General features: G+C 70.2%; 18 protein-coding genes. 9 read left to right on the top strand and 9 right to left on the bottom strand.

Going from position 1 to position 22201, the window contains the following annotated elements; all coding sequences use genetic code 11:
• Positions 1 to 21 precede the first annotated feature (21 nt).
• Entirely contained in the window at positions 22 to 267 is a 246-nt protein-coding gene (locus HRC28_RS10765) for a mycoredoxin (RefSeq protein ID WP_182380077.1), read from the top strand.
• Between the two features lies 1 nt (position 268).
• Here HRC28_RS10765 and nudC read toward each other — a convergent pair whose 3' ends face one another.
• Positions 269 to 1180 carry an NAD(+) diphosphatase gene (gene nudC / locus HRC28_RS10760; RefSeq protein ID WP_182380076.1) on the bottom strand — a complete coding sequence of 304 codons (912 nt, stop codon included), beginning with the start codon at positions 1178 to 1180 and terminating at the stop codon, positions 269 to 271.
• A 39-nt stretch (positions 1181 to 1219) separates the two neighbouring features.
• On the opposite strand from nudC, the gene HRC28_RS10755 reads away from it, so the two are divergent.
• Complete coding sequence (locus HRC28_RS10755) at positions 1220 to 1723, top strand: OsmC family protein (protein ID WP_182380075.1); 504 nt, start codon at positions 1220 to 1222, stop codon at positions 1721 to 1723.
• A gap of 23 nt (positions 1724 to 1746) precedes the next feature.
• On the opposite strand, the gene HRC28_RS10750 is transcribed toward HRC28_RS10755, so the two are convergent.
• The 3 genes from HRC28_RS10750 to HRC28_RS10740 are packed head-to-tail and all read right to left on the bottom strand — an operon-like array spanning position 1747 to position 8494.
• Positions 1747 to 4899, bottom strand: a complete 3153-nt coding sequence (locus HRC28_RS10750; protein ID WP_182380074.1) for an ATP-dependent DNA helicase — start codon at positions 4897 to 4899, stop codon at positions 1747 to 1749.
• Positions 4896 to 8039, bottom strand: a complete 3144-nt coding sequence (locus HRC28_RS10745) for an ATP-dependent DNA helicase (RefSeq protein ID WP_182380073.1) — start codon at positions 8037 to 8039, stop codon at positions 4896 to 4898. The genes HRC28_RS10750 and HRC28_RS10745 overlap by 4 nt, the downstream gene beginning before the upstream one ends.
• Before the next feature lie 44 nt (positions 8040 to 8083).
• Positions 8084 to 8494, bottom strand: a complete 411-nt coding sequence (locus tag HRC28_RS10740; RefSeq protein WP_182380072.1) for a cupin domain-containing protein — start codon at positions 8492 to 8494, stop codon at positions 8084 to 8086.
• 621 nt (positions 8495 to 9115) lie between these two features.
• Between HRC28_RS10740 and HRC28_RS10735 the strand changes: the two genes are divergently transcribed.
• Both HRC28_RS10735 and tpx read left to right on the top strand, forming a co-directional pair.
• A complete protein-coding gene (locus tag HRC28_RS10735) occupies positions 9116 to 11722 on the top strand; it encodes a hypothetical protein (RefSeq protein ID WP_182380071.1) in 2607 nt (868 codons plus the stop codon).
• A 57-nt stretch (positions 11723 to 11779) separates the two neighbouring features.
• Positions 11780 to 12271, top strand: coding sequence for a thiol peroxidase (gene tpx, locus HRC28_RS10730; RefSeq protein WP_182380070.1), 492 nt, complete (start codon positions 11780 to 11782; stop codon positions 12269 to 12271).
• 13 nt (positions 12272 to 12284) lie between these two features.
• On the opposite strand, the gene HRC28_RS10725 is transcribed toward tpx, so the two are convergent.
• Positions 12285 to 12584 carry an MGMT family protein gene (locus HRC28_RS10725; RefSeq protein ID WP_237111790.1) on the bottom strand — a complete coding sequence of 100 codons (300 nt, stop codon included), beginning with the start codon at positions 12582 to 12584 and terminating at the stop codon, positions 12285 to 12287.
• A gap of 359 nt (positions 12585 to 12943) precedes the next feature.
• Here HRC28_RS10725 and HRC28_RS10720 point away from each other — a divergent pair, with 359 nt between their 5' ends.
• Positions 12944 to 15211 carry an immune inhibitor A domain-containing protein gene (locus tag HRC28_RS10720; RefSeq protein WP_182380068.1) on the top strand — a complete coding sequence of 756 codons (2268 nt, stop codon included), beginning with the start codon at positions 12944 to 12946 and terminating at the stop codon, positions 15209 to 15211.
• 81 nt (positions 15212 to 15292) lie between these two features.
• Here the strand turns inward: HRC28_RS10720 and moeZ are convergent, their stop codons facing one another.
• Entirely contained in the window at positions 15293 to 16501 is a 1209-nt protein-coding gene (moeZ, locus tag HRC28_RS10715; RefSeq protein ID WP_182380067.1) for an adenylyltransferase/sulfurtransferase MoeZ, read from the bottom strand.
• 189 nt (positions 16502 to 16690) lie between these two features.
• On the opposite strand from moeZ, the gene HRC28_RS10710 reads away from it, so the two are divergent.
• The 4 genes from HRC28_RS10710 (at position 16691) to HRC28_RS10695 (ending at position 19016) form a co-directional block, all read left to right on the top strand.
• Positions 16691 to 17341, top strand: a complete 651-nt coding sequence (locus tag HRC28_RS10710; RefSeq protein WP_182380066.1) for a TetR/AcrR family transcriptional regulator — start codon at positions 16691 to 16693, stop codon at positions 17339 to 17341.
• An 87-nt stretch (positions 17342 to 17428) separates the two neighbouring features.
• Positions 17429 to 17656, top strand: coding sequence for a DUF3107 domain-containing protein (locus HRC28_RS10705; RefSeq protein ID WP_182380065.1), 228 nt, complete (start codon positions 17429 to 17431; stop codon positions 17654 to 17656).
• Between the two features lie 89 nt (positions 17657 to 17745).
• The gene (locus HRC28_RS10700; RefSeq protein WP_182380064.1) at positions 17746 to 18585 is read left to right on the top strand and encodes a protein phosphatase 2C domain-containing protein; all 840 of its coding nucleotides are present in this window, start codon (positions 17746 to 17748) and stop codon (positions 18583 to 18585) included.
• Positions 18586 to 18644: 59 nt separating this feature from the next.
• Positions 18645 to 19016 carry a hypothetical protein gene (locus tag HRC28_RS10695; protein WP_182380063.1) on the top strand — a complete coding sequence of 124 codons (372 nt, stop codon included), beginning with the start codon at positions 18645 to 18647 and terminating at the stop codon, positions 19014 to 19016.
• Here HRC28_RS10695 and ligD (HRC28_RS10690) read toward each other — a convergent pair.
• The 3 genes from ligD (HRC28_RS10690) to lhgO form a co-directional block, all read right to left on the bottom strand.
• Positions 18996 to 19922, bottom strand: a complete 927-nt coding sequence (ligD, locus tag HRC28_RS10690; protein WP_182380062.1) for a non-homologous end-joining DNA ligase — start codon at positions 19920 to 19922, stop codon at positions 18996 to 18998. The two genes, HRC28_RS10695 and ligD (HRC28_RS10690), sit on opposite strands and share 21 nt — an antisense overlap.
• Positions 19922 to 20884, bottom strand: coding sequence for a non-homologous end-joining DNA ligase (gene ligD, locus HRC28_RS10685; protein ID WP_182380061.1), 963 nt, complete (start codon positions 20882 to 20884; stop codon positions 19922 to 19924). The genes ligD (HRC28_RS10690) and ligD (HRC28_RS10685) overlap by 1 nt, the downstream gene beginning before the upstream one ends.
• 69 nt (positions 20885 to 20953) lie before the next feature.
• Positions 20954 to 22168, bottom strand: coding sequence for an L-2-hydroxyglutarate oxidase (gene lhgO / locus HRC28_RS10680; protein ID WP_237111789.1), 1215 nt, complete (start codon positions 22166 to 22168; stop codon positions 20954 to 20956).
• Positions 22169 to 22201: the final 33 nt, after the last annotated feature.

Genomic DNA, 22201 nt, shown 5'->3' with positions numbered 1-22201 from the left:
AGCACCGCTCAGGAGAGCCCGATGAGCTCCTTCACGATGTACACCACGCCCTGGTGTGGCTACTGCAAGCGGCTCAAGAGCCAGCTCGACCGCGAGGGCATCGCCTTCGACATCGTTGACATCGAACAGGTGCCGGACGCGGCCTTCCTCGTGGAGCAGGCCAACGGCGGCAACCAGACCGTCCCCACCCTCGTCTTCGCCGACGGCACCGCGCAGACCAACCCGAGCGTCGCGCAGGTCAAGGCCAAGCTCGCGTCGCTGGTTTGACTCACCAACTCCCGGGGAGCGCGCCGCCGTACCAGTCCTCGATGAGGGAACGGCTGATCGAGACGCCTCCCGGGAGCACGAGCGACCCGTCCTCAGCGCAGGCACGCATCTGTGCACGCGTGAACCACCGTGCGTCCTCGACCTCGTCGTCGTCGAGCCGGATGGCCTCGGACGTCGCGCGTCCGTGGAAACCGAGCATCAGGCTCGACGGCAGCGGCCACGCCTGGTTGCCGAAGTAGGTCACCTCACCGACCTCGACGCCGGTCTCCTCCAGCACCTCGCGTCGTACGGCGTCCTCCAGGCTCTCGCCGGGCTCGCAGAAACCGGCGAGCGTGGAGAACCGGCCCTCGGGCCACATCGCACCGCGACCCAGCAGGCACCGCTCGTCCTCGCTGCCCGGTTCCCCGGCCGCCACCAGCATGATCACCGCCGGGTCCGACCGCGGGAACTGCGGCTTCCCGCAGGCGTCACACATCAGTTCATGGCCGGCAGCACGGGACGAGAGCGTGCCACCGCAGCGGGGGCAGAACCGGTGCGCCCAGTGCCACTCAGCCAGACCGAGCGCGTGGAACACCAGCGGTGCCTGACGAATGGACTCGCCGGCAAGGAACGGCAACAGGCCGCGCAGGGGCAGCCAGGTCTCACCGTCGGCCTTCGCCAGGTCACCCGAGGCGATCACCGCCCACCAGGTCGTACCGTCCCGCTCCCCCAGCAACACGCGTACGCCGTCCGGTGCCTCGGCAGCGGAGACCCACTCCAGCCCGTCGGGCCCGGGACGGACCCGGGTACCAGCGACGACCAGCACGCGGCTGTCCGGAGCCGCCCACCGATCTGCCAGCCAGGCCTCGTTGTTGCGGTGCAGGCCGTGGCGTTCGTGAGCGTCGGCCGCGAGTGCCAGATGCGGAAAGGTCACGCCTGCAGACTAGTGAGGCGATCCACGCGATGATCAACCATGGATGCAGCAGCGCTCCGGGCCGCGCAGGCCCCGCTCAAGGAGAAGTACCGGTCCGACCCCACCACGGCCCGGATCCCCACCAACGCACGAGGCGATTACCGCGACTCCGAGGTGACGGCCACGGTCGACGGCTTCGCCGGCCCCGTCCGCGCCGGTCTCCACAGCGCTGCCGGCGGTGACGGCACCGATGCCTGCTCGGCCGACCTGCTGCTCGAGGCCGTTCTCGCTTGCGCCGCCGTGACGCTGCGCGCGGTCGCGACGTCGATGGGCGTCGAGATCCGGGACGCCCGCCTCGCCGCCGATGCCTGGTGGGACGCCCGCGGGACGCTCGGCGTGGATCGTCAGGCACCGATCGGCGTCCAGGACATCGTCGTGACCCTCACGCTCGACACCGATGCGGACGACGCCACTCTGGCCCGCCTGGCCACGGCGACGGAGCGGTACTGCGTGGTCGGGCAGACGCTCGCCACGCCGCCGACGATCCGGGTCGAACGCGCCTGACCGAGGTGCCTCAGCCCCGGCGATCAGCCGAGCAGTTTCTCGATCTCTTCCCGGTCGGCGAGGTCGTCGTGCACGACCAGGTCGCCGGTGCGGACGTAGTAGAACGCCGCGCGCACCTGCTCGACCGGCACGTCGTGCAACTCGGCCCACGCGAGCCGGTAGAGCGCCAACTGCAGCGGATCGGCGTTCTGTCGAGCGCTCGTCTTCCAGTCCACGACGAGGTAGCCCGGCTGCCCGGAACCTGTCGAAAGGTCGGGCTCCTCGTAGACGGCGTCGATCCGCCCGCGCACGATCTGCCGCACACCGGTCGGGCTGGTCAGCACCAGCGCAAAGGCCGCCTCGATCGCCACCGGCACGCGGGTGGCGAAGGTCCCCGTCTCGAACCGTTCGGTGAGTTCCTTGAGATCCGCGTCGTCGTCGATACCGGCGTCGCCACGGCCCGGGAGGTCATCGGGTTCGAAGAGGCCCTGCTGACCGAACCTGGCCTCGACCCAGGCATGGAAGCGGGTGCCGAAACGCGCCGCCGGAGCCGGCGGGCGGGGCATCGGCCGCGCGAGGTCCCGCGCAAACCCCACGGGGTCGTCCCGCAGCCGTCCCAGCGACGTGGCCGAGAGCGTCGCGGGCAGGGCGACCTCGCGGTCGGGGGTCCGCTCAGCACGCGCCTCCGTCAGCAACCGGTCGATCTCGGCATCCCAGCGCTGCACCACCGGGTCGTCCGAAGGCTGCGGCGGCCCGGCCGCGCGGACCGCTTCCGCCGCGGCGATCCGGCGCTGCACCTCGGGGGTGTGGTGGTTGATCGGCCACGGCAGGTCCGGGTCGAGGCTGAGGTACGGCGACTCCTCGCCGACGGGCTCCTCCAGCCACGCATCCGGTTCGGCACCCCAGACGGCCATCGCCTCCCGGGTCGCCACGAGGTACGGCGAGGGGCCCACCCCGTTCTTGAGCCCCGGCCGGAAGCGCCAGCACGACACGAACAGCCGGTGCCGGGCACGGGTCCAGCCGACATACCCGAGGCGGAGTTCCTCGAGGCGCTGGTGCTGACGGCGCTCCTCGTCGTACTCCTTGAGGCCGTCGGAAGTGTGTGCGCGCAGCTGTGGCATGTCGGAGGCGTCACCGCGCAGCGACACCGGCAGCGCGCCCGGCGTCGAGACGGAGGTCGGACGCAGCGTGGAGACCGGGAACTTCTTGGCGCTGACCCCGGGCAGGAACACGACATCCCATTCCAGGCCCTTCGAGCGGTGCACGGTCAGCAGCTTCACCGAGTCGGCCTCGGTCGGTACGGCGACGTCGAGTCCCTGCCCCGTCTCGTCCTCGGCCTCCAGCCACGACAGCAACGCACCCAGGTCCGTCCGGCCGTCGAGGCCGGTGAACTCCGAGACCGCCTTGACGAACAGGTCGAGGTTGTCGCGCCGGGCTGCGGCTGCCGGGCTGACCGACGAGGCCAGTTCGACGTCGATGCCGGTGACGTCGATGATCCGGCGCACCAGGTCGAGCACCGGCTCTCCTGCGGCCGTGCGCAGGCGGCGGAGCTCCTTGGCCAGCATCGCGAAGCGCTCGCGCGCCTCCGGCGAGTAACTGGCCTCCCCCGGTGACTCGAGCGCATCGCACAGCGCTGCCACCTCGATCGGGTCGCCGGCGGCGACGGCCTGCGCCAACTGCTCGCGCAACTCGTCGGGACGCACCGGACGGCCACCGGAGAGCTCGCCTGCACGACTACCCAGGAGCGCGAGGTCGCGCAGCCCGATCTGCCAGCGCGGCCCCGTCAGCAGTGTCAACAACGCTGCGTTGGCCGTCACGTCGTGGACGAGGGTCAGGCTGGCGAGCACTTCGGAGACCTCGGGCAGCCGGAGCAAGCCCTTGAGGCCGACGATCTCGACCGGGATCTCGACAGCGGTCAAGGCGTCGAAGACGTCGGCGGCATGGCGGTTGTCGCGCACCAGGACGCCGATCTCCTTCCACTCCGTGCCGGCCAGATGCGCGCCGGCGACCTCCTTGGCCAGCCATGCGAGCTCGTCGTCGTAGGTGTCGTGCACGCAGGCCCGCACCTCGCCGTCGCCGGCCTCGTCCTTGGCCTCGAGACGTACGACATTGCGCGCGGCGGCGTACAGCGGCGTAGCGAGGTGGTTGGCCACGTCGAGGATGTGCCGGTCGGAGCGCCGGTTGGTCGCCAACTGGTACGTCGCCGCCGGACCGTCGTGTGCCGGGAAGTCGGTGTTGAACTGGAGGATGTTCGAGACCGACGCACCGCGCCAGCCGTAGATCGCCTGGTTCGGGTCGCCGACGGCCATCACCGGATGGCCACCGCCGTACAAGCGGCGCAGCATGAGCGCCTGGGCCACCGACGTGTCCTGGTACTCGTCGAGCAGCACCACCCGGAACGCCTCGCGCTCGGCCGCACCGACCTCGGGGTGTTCCTCGGCCAACTGCGCCACGAGGGCAATCTGGTCGGAGAAGTCCATCAGGCCGAGCTCGGCCTTGAGGTCGCGATAGGCCTGGACGAGGCCGAGCAGTTCGGTTCTCCGGTCGATCACGTTCATCGCCTCGGTCAGCGGCTTCTTCGCGCGGCTGGTCACCACTTCGGTGGCGAAGGCGGCCCGGTCGAGTCGATCGCGCTCGCGCACCATTGCAGGGGTGCGGAGGTGTTCCGACATCTCCGCGTCGAGGGCGAGGAGCGCCGAGATGACCGTGTCCGGGTGGTCGCTGAGCAGCTCGATCGTGCCGTCGTACCGGCCGATCGCACGCGCGGCGAGCTGGAACCTCTGGGCATCGGCGATCAACCGGGTGTCGGGCTCGTGCCCGATCCGCAGGCCGTGCTCGCGCAGCAGGTTCGAGGCATAGGAGTGGTACGTCGCGACGGTTGGCTCGTCGTTCTCCTCGTCGACCGGACGGTGCGCGCCCAGCAGGCCCGCACGCAGCAGGGAGTCGCGGATCCGGTGCTGCAGTTCGCCGGTGGCCTTGGTGGTGAAGGTGAGGCCGAGCACCTGCTCGGCCTCGACGACGCCGTTCGCGACCAGCCAGAGAACCCGGGCAGCCATCACCGCGGTCTTGCCGGAGCCGGCTCCCGCGATGATCACGCCGGGCGCAAGGTCAGCGGTGACGGCCGCGAACTGCTCCTCACTGAACGTCCAGTCGACGCCCATCAGCTTCCGGAGGTCCTCTGGCGTGGAGTACTTCATGACAGCACCGATCCGGTGGCGAAGGCCGGGCAGATGGCCTGGAACGAGCAGTAGCGGCAGTGGCCGCTCTTGGGGTTGGGCGAGGGCCGGGCGACGAACTCCTCAGCGCGAACCGCCGCGACGGCCTCGGAGAGCTGGTCGTGGATCAACGTCGGTTCGCCCTGGCTGTCCACACGCGGCAGGTCCTTGCCGAGGCGGAGCTGGATCAGTTCGGCACCGCCGGCGCGGGCACCTGCCGGGACACCCTCGAGCCCGTCGAGAGCACCGTTGTCGACGGCCAGCTGGTACAGACCGAGCTGCGGGTGCTCGGCGATCTCCTTCTTCGTCGGGCCGTACTTGCCCGTCTTGAGGTCCACCACGACGACGTTGCCGGACTCGTCGAGCTCGAGCCGGTCGGCCTCGCCGGTCAGTGTCACGGCCGTGCCGTCGGCAAGCTGCACGGTCGCGCGGACCTTCTGCTCAGTGGCCAGCACCATCCGGGCACCGGGGTGGCCGTGCCAACCGAGGAAGCGCTGCAGGCAGTCGTGGATCGCGACCCGTTCACGCGTCGCACTCCACGGCGTGCGGAACTCCATGCGCCCCCACACCTCGTCGACATGGGTCATCAGCTCGTCGATGTCGGGCTGCACCTCGCCCTTGTGGAGCCGGTCCGCCAACGCGTGGACGATGGTGCCGAAGCCCTGGTTGGTCGAGCTGACCCGTGAGCCGCCGGCCTCCCGCTCCAGGAACCATTTGGCCGGGCACTCCAGCAGTCCCGACAGGGCGCTGGCCGACAGCGAGACCGGCTTCTCGCCGGGTCGGATCGGGACGATGCTGCGGCTCGAGGACCGCAGGCCCCACCACGTGGAGGGATCGGCGTACGGCGCCGCGGGGCGGCCACCCACGTCGGCACCAGCCAGCAGGTGCAGGCGTTCGGCCGCGGCCGTCCGCAAGGACTCCGGGCTGTCCGGATCGGCGACCACCTGGCGGAGCTCGGACACCAGCCCCGCGAGCGACAGTGGCCGGCGCGGCCTGCCGACGACATGGCGCGCCGTCTGACCGTCCTCGTCGGTGGGCTGCAGTTCGTCGAGGAAGCGCGAGGGCTGTTCACCGTCGGGATCGGGTGACTTGACCGCCGTGACGACAAGACGCTGCCGGGCCCGGGTCGCCGCGACGTAGAACAGGCGTCGCTCCTCGGCCAGCAGGGCGCCTCGGGTGGGCGGATCGAGCAGCCCGTGGGCACCGATCCGATCGGCCCCGAGCAACGAACCGCGCAGCCGCAGGTCTGGCCAGACCTGCTCCTGGACGTGCGTGACGACGACCAGCCGCCACTCCAGGCCCTTCGCACGGTGGGCCGTCATCAGACGGACCGAGGCCCCACGGACGCCGCGCTCGGCAAGCGTGTCGGCCGGAATCTCCTGCGCGAGGAGCGTCTCGAGGAACGTCTCGACGCTCGTGTGGCCGCGCTGCTCCTCGACCCTCGACACGACCTCGAACAGGGCACAGAGCGCGTCGAGGTCGCGGTGGGCCAGACGCGCACCGGGACCTCCGCGGGCAATCGACGCCGTGAGCCGCTCCTGCCAGGGCGAACCGTCCCACAGCGCCCACAGGAGGGCCTCGGCCCGGGCGCCGGCCGCATGGAGCTCACGCGCTGCGGCCATCCGGCCCCCGAGCCCGGTCGCTGCGGGGTCGAACACCGCATCGCGAAGCAGTTCCCGTGCCGGCCGCTCCGGGGCGTCCGCACGCAACCCACGGGTCAGCGCGCGCACCTCGGTCGCATCGAGCCCGCCCAGCGGACCCGTGAGCAGGTCCTCGACCCCTTCGATTCCGGGATCTGCAACGGCGCGCAGCGCGGCCAGCATCGAGGCGACCGCGGCCTCCTGGACCAGCGGGATCTCGTCGCGCGCCACGTCGACGGGTACGCCAGCGGCGGCCAGTCCCCGTCGCAGCGCCGGCAGCGAGGCGCGCCCCGAGCGCACCAGCACCGCCATCTCGTCCCACGGCACGTCGTCCTCGAGGTGGGCCCGGCGCAGCAGGTCGGCCAGGTGCTCGACCTCGGCCCGCTCGGTGTCGAACGTCCGGACCTCCAGCGCCCCGGCCAGGCCGGCCGGTGCCTGGGGCGAGAGGAACGCGTTGCGCGCGGCCCCCGGGATCGAACCGTGCAACGGCAGCCGCGCGGCGATCCGCTGTGACCCCGCCAGCAGTTCGGGGCCGAACCGGCGCGTCGTACGCAGCGCCACGACGTCGGCGGGGCGGCCCTCAGCCGTCGGGAACTCGGTCGGGAACTCGAGGATCCCGCGCACCTCGGCACCGCGGAACGCGTAGATCGACTGGTGCGGATCGCCGACCACGACGAGGTCGCGCCCGTCGCCTGCGAGTGCCTGCAGCAGCGCCACCTGGCCGGGGTCGGTGTCCTGGTACTCGTCGACGAACACGTGGCGGAACTGCGCACGGAGTTCGTTGCGGTGCTCCGCTGCCTCGATCGCCGCCCGCCTGATCAGGTCGGGGTAGTCGATCGCGCCGAGGCTGTCGAGGGAATCGAGATACTGCTCGAGGAAGAGCCCGGCGGCGACGTACTCGTCGAGGTCGTGGGCCACGCCGAGTGCCTCGAGGTCCCTCCCGTCCAAGCCCTTCTCCCGGGCCCGGGCCAGGACGGAGTGCACCTCGCGGGCGAACCCGCGCGTCGCCATCGCCTGCCGGAACCGGTCCGGCCATCGGACCGACTCCGGGTGGTCGGCCAGCAGTTCCCGGAGTACGACGTCCTGCTCGGGTGCGGACAACAGACGCAACGGCGCTTCGTACAACTCGGCCGGCGCGTAGCGGCGTACGAGGGCGTAGGCGAAGGAGTGGAAGGTCGAGCTCAGTTGCGGACCGGTCGTGCGTCCGAGCCGCGCGCTGACCCGGTCGCGCAACTGGTCGGCGGCCTTGCGGGAGAACGTCAGTGCGAGCACCTGGTCGGGATGGGCACCGCGCACCTCGATGCGGTCGACGATCGCCTCGACGAGCGTGGTCGTCTTCCCCGTGCCGGGACCCGCCAACACCAGCAACGGACCACCAGCGTGGTCGACGACCTGACGCTGGTGCTCATCGAGCTCGGGCGGCGGACCTGCGGGCGGGGGCGTCACCAGGCGATAGCTGACCGGTCCGCTCGCTTGCTCCACGGGCGTCACTCAACCATCCCGGCCCGACACATCCCCGGGCGGCATCATGCCAGTTCGAAGTCCGCGAAGTCGAACCCCGGCGACACCAGGCAGCTCACCAGAGCATCGGCATCCGACGGCAGCGTCCGTTGCCACACCCCCGCTGGAACCAGCCCCTGCGGTACGTCGGCCCCGACCACCAGGCGCATCCCGACCGCGGCATCCGGTACCGCCCCGTCCCCACCCAGCTCGACCGTCACGACCCCCGTGTGGGCCAGCCAGGTCTCGTCCGAGGCCACCCGGTGCCACGCCGACGACTCCCCCGCGGGCAGCAGGAAGTAGATCAACGTCGCCGTCGCCCGCACCCGCCCGTCGGGCAACGTCACCGTCTCCGGCGACACCCACGTCTGCCGGTACCACCCACCCTCCGGGTGGGGCTCCAGGTCGAACTTCGTCGCCAACTCCGGTCGCTCCATGCCCCAAGTCTGCCGGGCGACGTCCTCGGGCCCTGGTGTTGTCCCTCGCTGGCTTAGGAGCGGACCGCCGTCGCCGGCGTCCGGTTTGTTGCAGAGCCTGCGGTTTTGCATGATTGACGCCGACAACGACGATCCGAAGCGCCCTCGAGGGACAACACCCGTGCCCGAGGACATCGCTCATGCCGCGAAAAGGTGAAGGGCCCTCGTGAGTATGAGTCACAAGGGCCCTTCGGTTGATCGGTACTGGTGACGCTCCCGATCGATCTCCTTCTGCGTCTGATCCCACTCGCCTCGTCACCCGGCTCGTGCGGCCAGCGTCCCCGTGAGGGGCCGCCTCACCTTCACCCCGAAGGGTTCCGGTAGGGCCGGTTGGATCTTTGCCTTCCGGCGATCCCGCTCTCCCGGAGGAGTGCGTGGGAGAAGTTCTACGCCGGTCCAGACAACCTTGGCAAGGGGTTTCCTCCCGGTTTCCCCAATGTTTTTCGTCCTCCACCGATCGTCGGCGTGTCGTCCACAGACACGCCCGGCGCCCTCCACAGAAACACCGCGTTTCTCCCCAGACCGGCGGTATGCCTGTGGAGAGATGAGTACGACGACTCAACGCGAGTGAGTCGCGCGGTCATGCCTGTTCGGAGGCTCGTCTGGCTCAATGGAGCCATGCGCTACGCCGATCCCGCCCTGTGCCCCGACTGCCGGTCGCCGCTGCCCGCGGGCGTTCCGGTCTGCCCCACGTGCCAATTGCTCGTCCGGCACCCGCTCGCCGTCGACCTGTTCCGCACGCTGCGTCGCGCGGACGAACTGGTGGTCGAGCTCCGCACGGTCAGCACCGAGTTCCACGGAAAGCCGGCCGCTGCCCCCGCCGCTGCTCCGGTCGCAGCGTCGGCCCCGCTCGGTGGCCCGCTGGTACCTCCGGGTGCGGTCACGGTGCCGAAACGCGCCGTACCGCCCCCGCCGGGACCGGCCGGGCCGGCCCGGCCTCCCGCGCCTCCGGCACCGCCGCTCCCGTCGTACCCGGCCGCCCCCGTTCCTGGCGCTCCGCAGCGTCGCGGTGTCGCGTCCGCGTCGGTCCCGAAGATCCTGCTCGGCCTCGGTGCCTTCTGCCTGCTCGTCGCGGCTGTCATCTTCCTGGCCGTTTCCTGGTCGGCCCTGGGCGTCGGTGGCCGTACGGCAGTGCTCGCAGGCCTGACCCTGACCGCCGGCACCTCGGCCCTGCTCCTGCACCGCGCCGGCCTGCGCATCGCCGGCGAGTCACTGATCGTCGTTGCGCTGGGCCTGTTGGCCCTCGACGTGTTCGGAGCGGGTGCGTCCGGGTGGCTCGGTGACGGAGGTGACGGGGTCACGGCCTGCGTGGCCGGACTCGTCGTCGCGGCCGCCGGCATCGTGCTCGGTCTGATCCGCGTCGGCGACGAGCCTCGTCTCGTCGCTCCCCACGTCATTGCCGGCATCGGTACCGCAGTCGCCTACTTCGGCGCCCTCGACGTCACCGAACACCAGCTCGTCATCGGCCACGCGTTCACCGCGCTGGCCCTCGGCATCGTCCTGCTCGCCCGTTGGCAGAACGTGCCGGTGCTCGCCTGGAGCCAGACGATTGCCGGGTCCTTCGCCTGGCTCGGTGCCAGCGGCCTCGCCCTCGCTGACGCCCTGTCGGAACCCGACCTCCACCAGCTCTGGATCGACGGCTCCGGTTGGTCGCTCCTGGTCTCCGCCGCAGTCCTGCTCGCCCCCGGCCTGATCCTCCGCGATCGCGGACTCCTCCTCGCCGGCGCCAGTTGCGCCGCCATGGTGATGACGGTCGTCGTCACCCTGCCGAGCGTCGACACCGACACCACGACGGTCGGACTGGTCGCCGTCGCCGTCACTGCAGCGTGGGTACTGGCCCTCGGGCTCCTGCCGCGGTCCTTCCGCGCGATTGCCATCGCGCCGTCGGCGGTCGGCAGCGCGATCCTCCTCTCGCTGTCGCTGGTCACCGTGGCGATCGCCTTCGCCCGCTGGGCGGACCTCTCGACCGGCTTCGAGCGTCGCTTCGACCTCACCATCGGCGGCACCAATCCGGAGACCGAGCCGCTGCTCCTGGTCCCGTCCCTGATCATTCCGATCGCCTTCGTCGCCCTGCTCGTCTCGGCCCGCCGCCGCGACCACCTCGGCATCTGGGCCCAGGTCGCCGCGATCGTGGCCGGCCTCGGCGCCGCCGCCACCCTCGCGTCGTACGACGTCACGCTGGCCCTGCCGGTCGCCGTACTCACCCTCGTGGCACTCGGCACCACGGTCGCGGCGCTGACCGCAACCGGAGGCCGGGCCGTCGGGCTGAGCGTCGCCGCGATGATCAGCGCCGCGGCAGCCTCGATCGCAGCCGTCCCCAGCGCCCCGATGGCGGCCATCGTCGCCGGTCTGGCCACTGCAGCCGCGGTCGTGCTTGCCCTGCGCGGCTCCGAGGCCGTACGTGTCATCGGCTCCCTCGCGGCCGCACCGTTCCTCGGCCTCGCGACCAGCGCGACCGTCTACGCCGCTGGCGGCGACGCCGCGTGGGTCGCGATTCCGGTCCTCCTCGCCGTCGGTCTCCTCGCCCTGGCGCGGCCGCGCCTCGAGATCGAACTGCCGGCCCTCGCCGTAGCGGTCCTCACGTTCCCGATCTCGGGCGCCGAGACCACGGACGTCGGTGGGTACACCGCGCTGTGGTTGACCGTTGCCGGCTTCCTGTTCTGCGCGAGCGCCTTGATCCACGAGTCGCGTCGCCTCGGCGCCTGGATCGGCGGGGCGCTCCTGCTGCTCGCCACCTGGGTCCGACTGGCCGACCTCGACGTGGAGGCACCCGAGGCCTACACACTCCCGCTCGCCCTCGCGCTGCTCGGCTTCGGCCTGTGGCGGATGCAGAGGTCGGACGAGGTCGGAACCGCCGAGGCGCTGCTGCCCGGCCTCTTGCTCGGCACCATCCCGTCACTGCTGTGGGTGCTCAACGACCCGCTGTCGATCCGCGCACTGATCCTCGGCGGGGCCTGCCTCGCACTCACCCTCACGGGCGCGGCCCTGCGCTGGAGCGCACCGCTCATGGTCGGGGCCACTGTCGGCGCCATCGTGGTGTTCCGCGAGATCGGCCCCTACGCGGGCGACTTCCCGAAGTGGGTCTGGATCGGTCTCGCCGGCGCGCTGCTCACCATCGTCGGCATCACGTGGGAGCGCCAACTGCTGGAGGTCCGCAAGGCGGTCGGCTATCTCGGCCGTCTCCGGTGACCCTCGCCGGTGACCCTCGCCGGTGACCGTCGACTACTGACCTGCTAGACAAAGGGCATGGCTACCACTGCACTCGGCGGCAACCCCGTCTCGACCGTCGGCGAACTTCCCGCCGTCGGCGCCCCCGCCCCGTCCTTCTCGCTCGTCGGTTCCGACTTCAGCACGGTCACCCTCCCCGAGGGTTCCCGCGCGGTGCTCAACATCTTCCCGAGCATCGACACCGGCATCTGCGCCGCGAGCGTGCGCAAGTTCAACGAGCTCGCCTCGGGCCTCGAGAACACCACCGTCATCAACGTCTCGCAGGACCTCCCGTTCGCCCAGGCCCGCTTCTGCGGCGCCGAGGGCATCGAGAACGTCCAGGTCGGTTCGGGTTTCCGTACCTCCTTCGGTGACGACTACGGCGTGAAGCTCGTCGACGGCAAGTTCGAGGGCCTGCTCGCCCGCTCCGTCGTGGTCGTCGACGCCGACGGTTCGGTCCTCTACACCGAGCTCGTCCCCGAGATCGGCACCGAGCCGAACTACGACGCCGCCATCGCCGCCCTGGCCTGAGCGACCACCACCGTCAGTCCCCCGTCGCGGGATCCCAGAACGCCCGCGGCATGTCGAGGCCGCCGCTGACCTTCAGCGGCGTGTCCTCGTCGAGGTAGTGCGCACGGGCCCGGTCGTCGTGGCTCGGCGGGAGAGTGCCATCGGCACGGACCACCCGCCACCACGGCACCGGGGCGCCGTACCTCGCCATCACCGAACCAACCTGCCGGGGGCCTCCCCCTGCGACGGCCGCCAGCGCGCCGTACGTCGTCACCCGACCGGGCGGGATCCGCTCGACCAGGTCGAGCAGCGTCTCGACGTACCCCTCGTCCACGCGTCCATCTAACCGGTTCGCACCCACCAACGCCGAGAGCCCCATCCGTGAGGACGGGGCTCTCAGTTGCTCCCTCGGTGCGGTGAACGCTCTGACCGATTCGCGGTGGTCCGGGACATCAGGACCACGATGTCTTGACCAACGAGAAGAACGCGCCCGGGGTTACGCGCGGGACTTGTGGGGTTCGCGGGTTGCAGGCTGCCTGGTAACGCATTGTGCAAATTTTCGTCCAACCCTTGCGTCCGACAGTGATTTACGTGTGAGGTACCGACGGACGCCGAAAATCTGCAGGTCTCGGGCGACGTTCCGTCTTCCATGACTTTTCGGTGCCCTCTCACCATTATTTCTCGGAGGCATCTGTGAAGAAACTGGCATCCGGCTTGCTCGCCGGCGCCGCAACCATCGCCCTCGGTGGCGCAATGTTGCAACCGGCCCAGGCCGACACGCCCGCCGACGGCCCTGCGAAGCAGCGCCCGGCGCACGCCAAGAAGCACGATCGGCCCGGTCCCAAGACCCACGAGCAGCGTCGCGAGATGCGCAAGGCGCTCGAGCTGGTGGAGAACGGCAGCGCCCGTCTCCAGCAGCGGGCCGACGGCGGCGCGACCGTGAAGCTCGCCACCGGCGAGTACGTCGAGTTCCCGGTCGAGAGGAGCGACAAGATCCTCACCCTGCTCGGCCAGTTCGGCACGGCCAGCGTGCCGGCCCAGGGCACCGACCCGGGACCGCAGCACAACGAGATCGCCGAACCGGACCGCGCGGTCGACAACTCCACGGAGTGGGTGCCGGACTTCAACAAGGCGCACTACGACGAGATGTTCAACGGCGACGGCGAGTCGTTCAGGAACTACTACAAGGAGGTCTCCAGCGGTCGCTACGACGTCACCGTCACGACCGAGGACTGGGTGACCGTCCCCGGCAACGCCTCCACCTACGGCGACAACGCGGTCGAGGACGACGGCGGCTCGTGGGCCTTCATCGCCGACACCGCTGACGCCTGGTACGCCGCACAGGCCGCTGCGGGCAAGACGCCTGCCCAGATCGACGCCTACCTCGCGCAGTTCGACGAGTGGGACCGCTACGACTTCGACGGCGACGGCGACTTCAACGAGGCCGACGGCTACATCGACCACTTCCAGGCAGTCCACGCCGGCGGCGGCGAAGAGGCCGGGTCGGGCGACGACGCCATCTGGTCGCACCGCTGGTACGTCAACGGCAACCTCTACGGCCAGACCGGCCCGACCGTTGGCGACAGCCAGAACCTGTACGGCGGCGCCCAGGTCGGTGACTCGAAGTACTTCATCGGCGACTACACCGTCGAGCCGGAGAACGGCGGACTCGGTGTCTTCGCGCACGAGTACGGCCACGACCTGGAGCTCCCGGACTTCTACGACACCGCGGGTGGCGAGAACGGCACCGGCTTCTGGACGCTGATGTCCTCGGGCTCGTGGCTGAACCACGGTCAGGAGTCGATCGGCACCACGCCCGGCATGATGGGTCCGGAGGAGAAGTACTACCTCGGCTGGCTCGACTACAGCGAGGTCAACCCCGGCCAGAACGGCAGCTTCACGCTGTCCCCGTCGCAGGAGACGGCCGTCGGCCAGGACCAGGCGATCAAGGTCAACCTGCCCGACAAGACCACCACGAACGTGTACACGAAGGCTCGCCGGGGGAAGTACTCCTGGTACTCCGGCCGCGGCGACAACCTGGTCCACACACTGACCCGGGCAGTTCCACCGTCGAAGGCGGTGCAGGTGAGCGCTGACATCTGGAACCAGATCGAGGAGGACTACGACTTCCTCTACGCCGAGTACTCCGTCGACGGCGGCAGCAGCTGGACCCAGATCAAGGCCATCACCGGCAACGCGGACTGGACCTCACACCGGTGGAGCTACTCCATCGGCTCGAAGGCGAAGGCATCGATCTTCCGCTTCCGCTACGCCACCGACGGTGGTGTCAACGAAGCAGGAGCCTTCATCGACAACGTCTCGATCAAGGGCCAGAGCAAGGCGTTCACCGACGGCGCAGAGAACGGCGCCAACGGCTGGACGGTCAAGGGCTTCACCGCCTCGACCGGCACGGAGACCAAGACGACGCCGCGCTACTACCTCATCGAGAACCGGCAGTACGTCGGGTACGACAGCACCCTCCAGGTGGGGCCGTACAACTTCTCCGAGGGCATCACGCGACCCGACTGGGTGGAGCACTTCGCCTACCAGAACGGCATGCTCGTCTGGCTCGTCGACATGGCCTACGCCGACAACAACACGAGTGCCCACCCGGGCGGGGGCTACGCCCTGCCGGTCGACGTACGACCGGACTCGCTGACGTACCCCGACGGCTCCAGCCCGAGCAATCGCCGCGAGCCGTTCGATGCCACCTTCGGCATCTCGGCGACCGACGAGGTCTGCCTGCACAAGCAGGTGGCGACGGCCGGCGGACACGACACGCTCGCCGCGTGTGCTCCGTCCGTCGCCGGTGTCCCGACGTTCAACGACACCAACCCCGAGGCCTACTGGAGTGCTGCCAACGAGCAGAACTCCGTGAAGGTCGCCGGAGTCGGAGTGACCGCCAAGGTCACCGCGGAGAACGCCGACGGCACCATCCAGGTCCAGGTCACGAACCCGTGACCTGACGCCGGGGACGCAACAGGCCCCCGCGATCCTCACGGATCGCGGGGGCCTGCTTGCGTTCGAACTACGTGCGTTCGATCAGTACGACGGCTGGCTCGGGTCGATCTGGTTGACCCAGGCCACCACGCCGCCGCCGACGTGCACGGCGTCGTCGTAACCGGCGCCCTTGACGATCGCCAGGCACTCGGCCGAGCGGACGCCGCTCTTGCAGTGCAGGACGACCTGCTTGCCCGAGTCGACACCCGGCAGCTGCGCGAGCGCGGTGCCGTTGAGGAAGTCGCCCTTGGGCACGAGGACCGCGCCGGGGATGTGGTTGATCTCGGCCTCGGCCGGCTCCCGCACGTCGATGAGGACGAAGTCGCGCGAACCCTCCTCACGCTCCTTGATCATCGAGGCGAGCTGGGTGACGCTGATCGTCGCGTCGACGGCGGCGTCGGCCGCCTCCTCCGAGATCGCGCCACAGAAGGCGTCGTAGTCGATGAGACCGGTGACGGTGGGGTTCTCGCCGCAGAGTGCGCAGTTCGGGTCCTTGCGGACCTTCAGCTTGCGCCACTCCAGCTCGAGGGCGTCGTAGATGACGAGCTTGCCGATGGCCGGGTCGCCGGCACCGATGAGCAGCTTGATGGCCTCATTGACCTGGATCGAACCGATCGAGGCGCACAGGACACCCAGCACGCCGCCCTCGGCGCACGAGGGAACCATGCCCGGCGGCGGCGGCTCGGGGTAGAGGCAGCGGTAGCAGGGGGCGTCGTCGGCCATCGTGGGCGCGAAGACCGAGGCCTGGCCGTCGAAGCGGTAGATCGAGCCCCAGACGTAGGGGATCCCGAGGAAGTACGCCGCGTCGTTGACCATGTAGCGCGTCGCGAAGTTGTCCGTGCCGTCGACGATGAGGTCGTAGCCCTTGAACACGTCCATGACGTTGTCGTTGTCGAGGCGCTCGTTGTGCACGATGACGTTGACCAGCGGGTTGATCTCGGAGATCGACTCCTGGGCCGAGATCGCCTTCGGGCGACCGAGGTCCGACATGCCGTGGATGACCTGGCGCTGGAGGTTGGACTCGTCGACCTCGTCGAACTCGGCGATGCCGAGCGTGCCGACACCGGCGGCGGCGAGGTACAGCAGCGCAGGGCTGCCGAGGCCGCCCGCGCCGATCACGAGGACCTTCGCGTTCTTGAGGCGCTTCTGTCCGTCCATCGCCACGTCGGGGATGATCAGGTGGCGGCTGTAGCGGCGGACCTCGTCGATGGTCAGCTCGGCGGCCGGCTCGACCAGCGCGGGAAAGCTCACGTCGTACTCCTCGGAAACGATGGGTGTCAGTCCAGGGACAACACCGTGCAGGTGCCCGGCTGTTCCCTCGACCCTTCCATGGTCCCTTCCCCGACCAAGGAGTGGACACCACGTCCCGTCATCCGGACCCGGTCCCACTGACCCGGGCGCCTCCTCTGTCCACGCCTACCAACGAGTAGGCTTCACGTCGTGGTGACCGAGCAGTTCGACCTGGACGACAGGCGGCCCCGCGGCGTACGACTTCCCCGCCGCGAACGACGCGCGCAGTTGCTGGCCGCTGCCCTCGACGTGTTCGTGGCGCAGGGCTATCACTCCGCTGCCATGGATGACATCGCCGAGCGCGCCGGCGTCTCGAAACCGGTGCTCTACCAGCACTTCCCCGGCAAGCTCGAGCTGTACCTCGCCATCCTCGACACGGCCTGTGACGCGATGATCGCGAGCTGCCGCCGGGCACTGGAGTCGACGCAGGACAACAAGCAGCGCGTGGCCGCGGCCATGGACGCGTTCTACGACTACGTCGCCCACGACACCGGTGCGTTCCGGCTGGTCTTCGAATCCGACCTCACCAACGAGCCCGCGGTCCGCGACCACATCGATCGTGTCACCACCGAGTGCGCCGACCTGATCACCTCCGTGATCCAGGACGACACCGGTCTCCCGCCGGACGCGTCACGGCTGCTCTCGGTGTCGCTGGTGGGAATGGCCCAGGTCAGCGCGCGGTTCTGGCTCACTGACACCGAACGCGGTCTGACCGGGTTGCCCCGGGACGAGGCCGTCGCGCTGGTGTCGGGCCTGGCCTGGCGCGGCATCCGTGGCTACCCACGCACCGACGAGCACTGATGTCCCGGGTCGAGCCGACCAACGCCTGACTAGGCTGGAACGAGACGGCCGGGTTCCCCGCCGTCCCCACGAACGAGGAGAACAACCATGACCGTCGAGGTCAAGCTCGGTGTGCAGCACACCGCCCGGGAACTCGTCATCGAGACCGAGGAGACCAGCGAAGGCGTCGAGGCACTCGTCAGCGACGCACTGGCGTCCGACGGTGTCCTCAAGCTGACCGACACCAAGGGCAAGGTGACCGTGGTTCCGGTCGCCAAGCTCGCGTACGTCGAGATCGGCCGCAGCGTCGCCGGGCAGGTCGGCTTCCGGAGCTGACCCGGTCCTGATTGACCGGGGCTCCGCGGAACTCTGAGGGCACCCACAGACGTTTCACAGGTTGACCGGGCACCATCGACACAGGGTCGATGGCGACCGGTTCCTGGGAGGTGAGTGCGGTGCTCCAGTTCCGCTTCGCAGCGCACAGCGACGTCGGCCTCGTCCGCGACAACAACGAGGACGCCGGCTTCGCCGGTCCCTACCTGCTCTGCGTCGCCGACGGTGTCGGTGGCGCGGCCGCCGGCGAGATTGCCTCCGCCACGACGTCGTACGTCGTCAGCGCGCGAGCGCTCGCCCACCCGGGGGTCGATCCGGTCCGGCTGTTGACCGCCGCCACCCACGAGGCGCACGACCAACTGGTCGCCGGGGTGGCCGCCGACCCGCGGCGCGTCGGCATGGCCACCACGCTCACCGCGATCCTGACCAACGGCGTCGAGACGGCCCTGGCGCAGGTCGGCGACTCCCGCGCCTACCGGCTGCGCGACGGTGCCCTGACCCAGTTGAGCCACGACCAGACGATGGTCCAGGCGATGGTCGACGCCGGGCGGATCACCCTCGAGCAGGCAGCCGCGTCGCCGTACAAGCACATCGTGCTGCAAGCGGTCGACGGCGAGCACACGCCCGAGCCCGACGTCATGCTGCTCGACCTGCAGCCCGGTGACCGGTTGCTGCTGTGCAGCGACGGCCTGAGCGACGTCCTCTCCCCCGCTGCGATCCAGATGCTGCTGGGCCTGGCGTCCCGCAGCCTGGCCACCGAGCGGCTCGTCCGGGCTGCGCTCGACAGCGGCAGCCGCGACAACGTCACCGTCGTCGTGGCCGACGTCGTCGACGCGCCCGCCGTGACCGGCAACGGCCAGGTGTTCGGAGCCGGCCACGACCTCGGCAACGTCGTGGACCCGGCCGCGGTGCGTCCGCTGCGGTCGGCCTGAGAGGGCACCGCTACCACAAGTTTCCGCCGCGTATCGGCGCCGAGTCCTACACTGGCCGGGTGAGTGGATCGCGGAGCTTCGAGTACGCGCGCCTGTGGGTGCCGCTGTACGACGCTGCCACGCTCGCCGTGACCCGGCCCGTCTACCTGATCGAGGCCGCCGACGGCTTCGAGGGCATCGCCGCGGAGAAGAACACCACGCTGATGGGCCTCTTCAACGAACTCGGCCGCCACGGCTGGCGGATCGAGCCCACGGCCCTGCGCGTGGACCACCCGACCTCCGAGATCCAGTTGCTCATCGACGCAACGCTCGACGAGGCCGATCACGCCACCTCACCCCACGACCTGGCCAGCGCGGTCGGGTCCAGCGGCGACCCAGCGGGTGTGGTCACCGAGTTCGACGTCTACGCCCTACGTCGCAGGATCAAATAAGTCGCCGTACTCCTCGACCCGTTCCAGCACCTGGGCGGGCGTGAACTGATCGAGGCCCAGCGGATCCTCCGCCCCCTCGGCGACCTCGTCCCACGTGATCGGGGTGGCGACCTGGGGGCGCGGGGTGCCGCGCAGGGAGTACGGCGCCACGGTCGTCTTGGAGCCCGCGTTCTGTGACCAGTCGAGGAACACCTTGTCGCGGCGGCGGGCCTTGGTCATGGTGGCGGTGACCTGCTGGGGATACGCGGCCTGGAGTTCCTCGGCGACCTCCTTGGCGATCTCGCTCGTCTCGGACGACGGCTGCCGCTCGGGCAGCCGGGCGTAGAGATGCAGGCCCTTGCTGCCGCTGGTCACGGGCAGTGCGTCGAAGCCACGCTCGGCAAGGGCGTCCCGGGCCAGCAACGCCACCTGGCAGCAATCGTGCAGACCGGCCCCCTCGCCCGGGTCGAGGTCGATCACGATCCGGTCCGCGCCGAGCGGCTCGTCCTTCTCGTCGACCGTCCACTGGTGCACGTGGAACTCCAGTGCGGCGAGCTGGACGGCCCAGATCAAGGTCGGGAGTTCCTCAATGATCGGGAACCGCAGGGTGTCGCCGTGCCGGCTCGCGCCACGGCTGCCGGTGGTCGGTACCTCGGCGGTCCGCACCCAGCTCGGTGTCCCGGCCGGGGCGTTCTTCTCGAAGAAGCTCATGTCGCCGACGCCGTGCGGCCAGCGGATCCGGGTCACCGGCCGTCCGGCCAGGTGCGGCAGCAGGACCGGTGCGATCCGGGCGTAGTAGTCGAGCACCTCGCCCTTCGTGGTGCCCGTGGCGGGATACAACACCTTCTCGAGATTCGTCAGCCGCAGGGTGCGGCCCTCGACGTCGACGTGCACCTCGGTCTGCTGGTGCTCGGACTTGCGCGGCATCAGTGCCCTCCCGGGTTGTCGGCCAGATCGTCGGCCAGATCGTCCACGGAGACGTCGGAACGCATCCCCTGGTACGACGGCTGGCGCAGCCGTTCGTAGCCCAGTCCGTGCGTGTCGACATCGATCACCACGACGGGGTCGACCCAGAACGTGCCCTCGGCGTCGGCGCGCGGCACCTCGTCAGCGAACGGGCTGCCGACCCGGCCCAGCGGCGCGAGGGCGTCGGTCAACGATCGCGACTGCTTCGGGCCGATGCCGCTCCCGACCCGGCCGCGGTAGCGCAGCCCGTCCGGCGTGACCTCACCGACCAGGACGGCGGCGAGCCGGTCGCTCGATCCGGTCTGCGGGCGCCAGCCGCCGACCACGAACGTCCCACGGTGCCGGTGCGCGAACTTCAGCCAGTGATGGCTGCGCTCACCGGGCCGGTAGGTGGAGTCGATCCGCTTGCTGACGATCCCCTCGAGCCCCTGTGTGCGCGTGGCTTCGAGCAGCATCGCGCCATCGTCGTACTCCGGCGGCACCTGCCAGCCCGAGGTGCTCAGATCGAGGTCAGCGAGCCGGCGGCGCCGCTCCTCGAGTGGGAGTCCGCACAAGTCCTCGCCCCGCAACCGGAGCACGTCGAAGACCATGTAGGTCGCGGGGATCCGCTGCGCCAGGCGCGCGACCGTGGCGGTGTTGCGGACGTGCATCCGCTCCGCGAGCACGCGGAAGTCGGGGATCCCGCGCTCGTTGAGGGCGATGATCTCGCCGTCGAGGACGGTGTCCGCGAGTCCGGTGGGCGCGGTCACGAGCTCGGGCCAGGCGGCCGTGATCCGGTTGCCGTTGCGGCTGGCCAGGGTCACGGCCCCGTCGATCGTGGCCAGGGCCCGGACGCCGTCCCACTTCACCTCGTGGCGCCAGTCGTCGCCCGGCGGCACGTGGGTGCCCGGCGTCGCGAGCATGGGAAGCAGCACGTCGATCATTGTATTTGCGCGAGACGCGTCTCCGGCGCAGCTTCGGGCAGCAAGCTGCCAGCGACGCCTCCCGCCGCGCTACCGCGCGGGCCGTGCCGGGATCCGGTCGACGACGTACTCCGCAATCGCCAGGCTCGAGGTCGCGGCAGGTGACGGGGCGTTGCGCACGCTGGTGACACCGTTGCTGTGGGTGATCCGGAAGTCGTCGACCAGAGTGCCGTCGCGTTCGACCGCCTGGGCGCGGATGCCGAATCCGGCGCGCACCACGTCCTCAGGCCCGATGGCCGGGACGTAACGCTGCGCAGCGCGCAGGTAGGCGCGCACGGACAGTGAGCCGCGCACCTCCTGGACGCCGGTGCGCCAGTGCGTGCCGGCCATCCGCCAGAAGCCCGGCCAGGTCACGATGCTGGCCACGTCGGCGAGGCGCACCGATGAGCGACGGTAGGCGTCGCGGTGCGGCGCCATCACGGCGTTGGGCCCCACCTCGAGTGCGCCCGTCACTCGGCGGGTGAAGTGCACGCCCAGGAACGGATAACGCGGGTCGGGCACCGGATAGACCATGCCGCGCACGAGGTCCTGCTTGGCCGCCGACACCGCCAGGTACTCCCCGCGGAACGGAATGATGCGCGGGTCCGCGTCCTGCCCGGCCAGCCGGCCGAGTCGATCGGACTGGAGTCCGCCGCAGAGCACCACCTGGTCGACGTCGTACGACGTCCGGCCGGCCGTCACCGTGACCCGACCGCCGCGCTGGCTGATCCCTGTGACCTCGCTCCCGACCACCACGCGACCGCCCGCGGCCTCGACGTCGCGGGCCAGCTGCTCGGCGACGGCGACGTAGTCGGTGATCGCGGTGCGGGGTGAGTGCAGGGCGGCCAGGCCGACGGCGTGGGGCTCGATCTCGGCGAGCGCAGCAGCATCGAGACGACGCAGTCCCGGCACACCGTTCTCCCGCGCGGTGCGCTCGAGGGCGTCGAACCTGCCCTGCTCGTCGGCATCGACGGCGACCACGACCTTGCCGCACTCGTCGTAGGGCAGGCGGTGCTCGGCGCAGTACTCCCGCAGCAGGTCCCGTCCCCGCGTGCACAGGTCCGCCTTCAGGCTGCCGGGGCGGTAGTAGATGCCGGCGTGCACGACTCCTGAGTTGTGGCCGGTCTGGTGGGCACCGACGCGATCTTCCTTCTCGAAGACCAGCACCTGGAGACCCGGGCGACGACGGATGAGTTCGCGGGCGACCGCGAGCCCGACGATTCCGCCGCCGACGACTCCGATCGATGGGCCAGGGGGCTGCTGCACGGCTCCATCGTTGCAGTCGAAGGGGTCGGCGCT

The organism is Nocardioides sp. WS12 (genome assembly GCF_014108865.1).
Lineage (GTDB): Bacteria > Actinomycetota > Actinomycetes > Propionibacteriales > Nocardioidaceae > Nocardioides.
The sequence above is the reverse complement of the archived record's forward strand: the minus strand, read 5'-3'. Positions and strand labels throughout refer to the sequence as shown.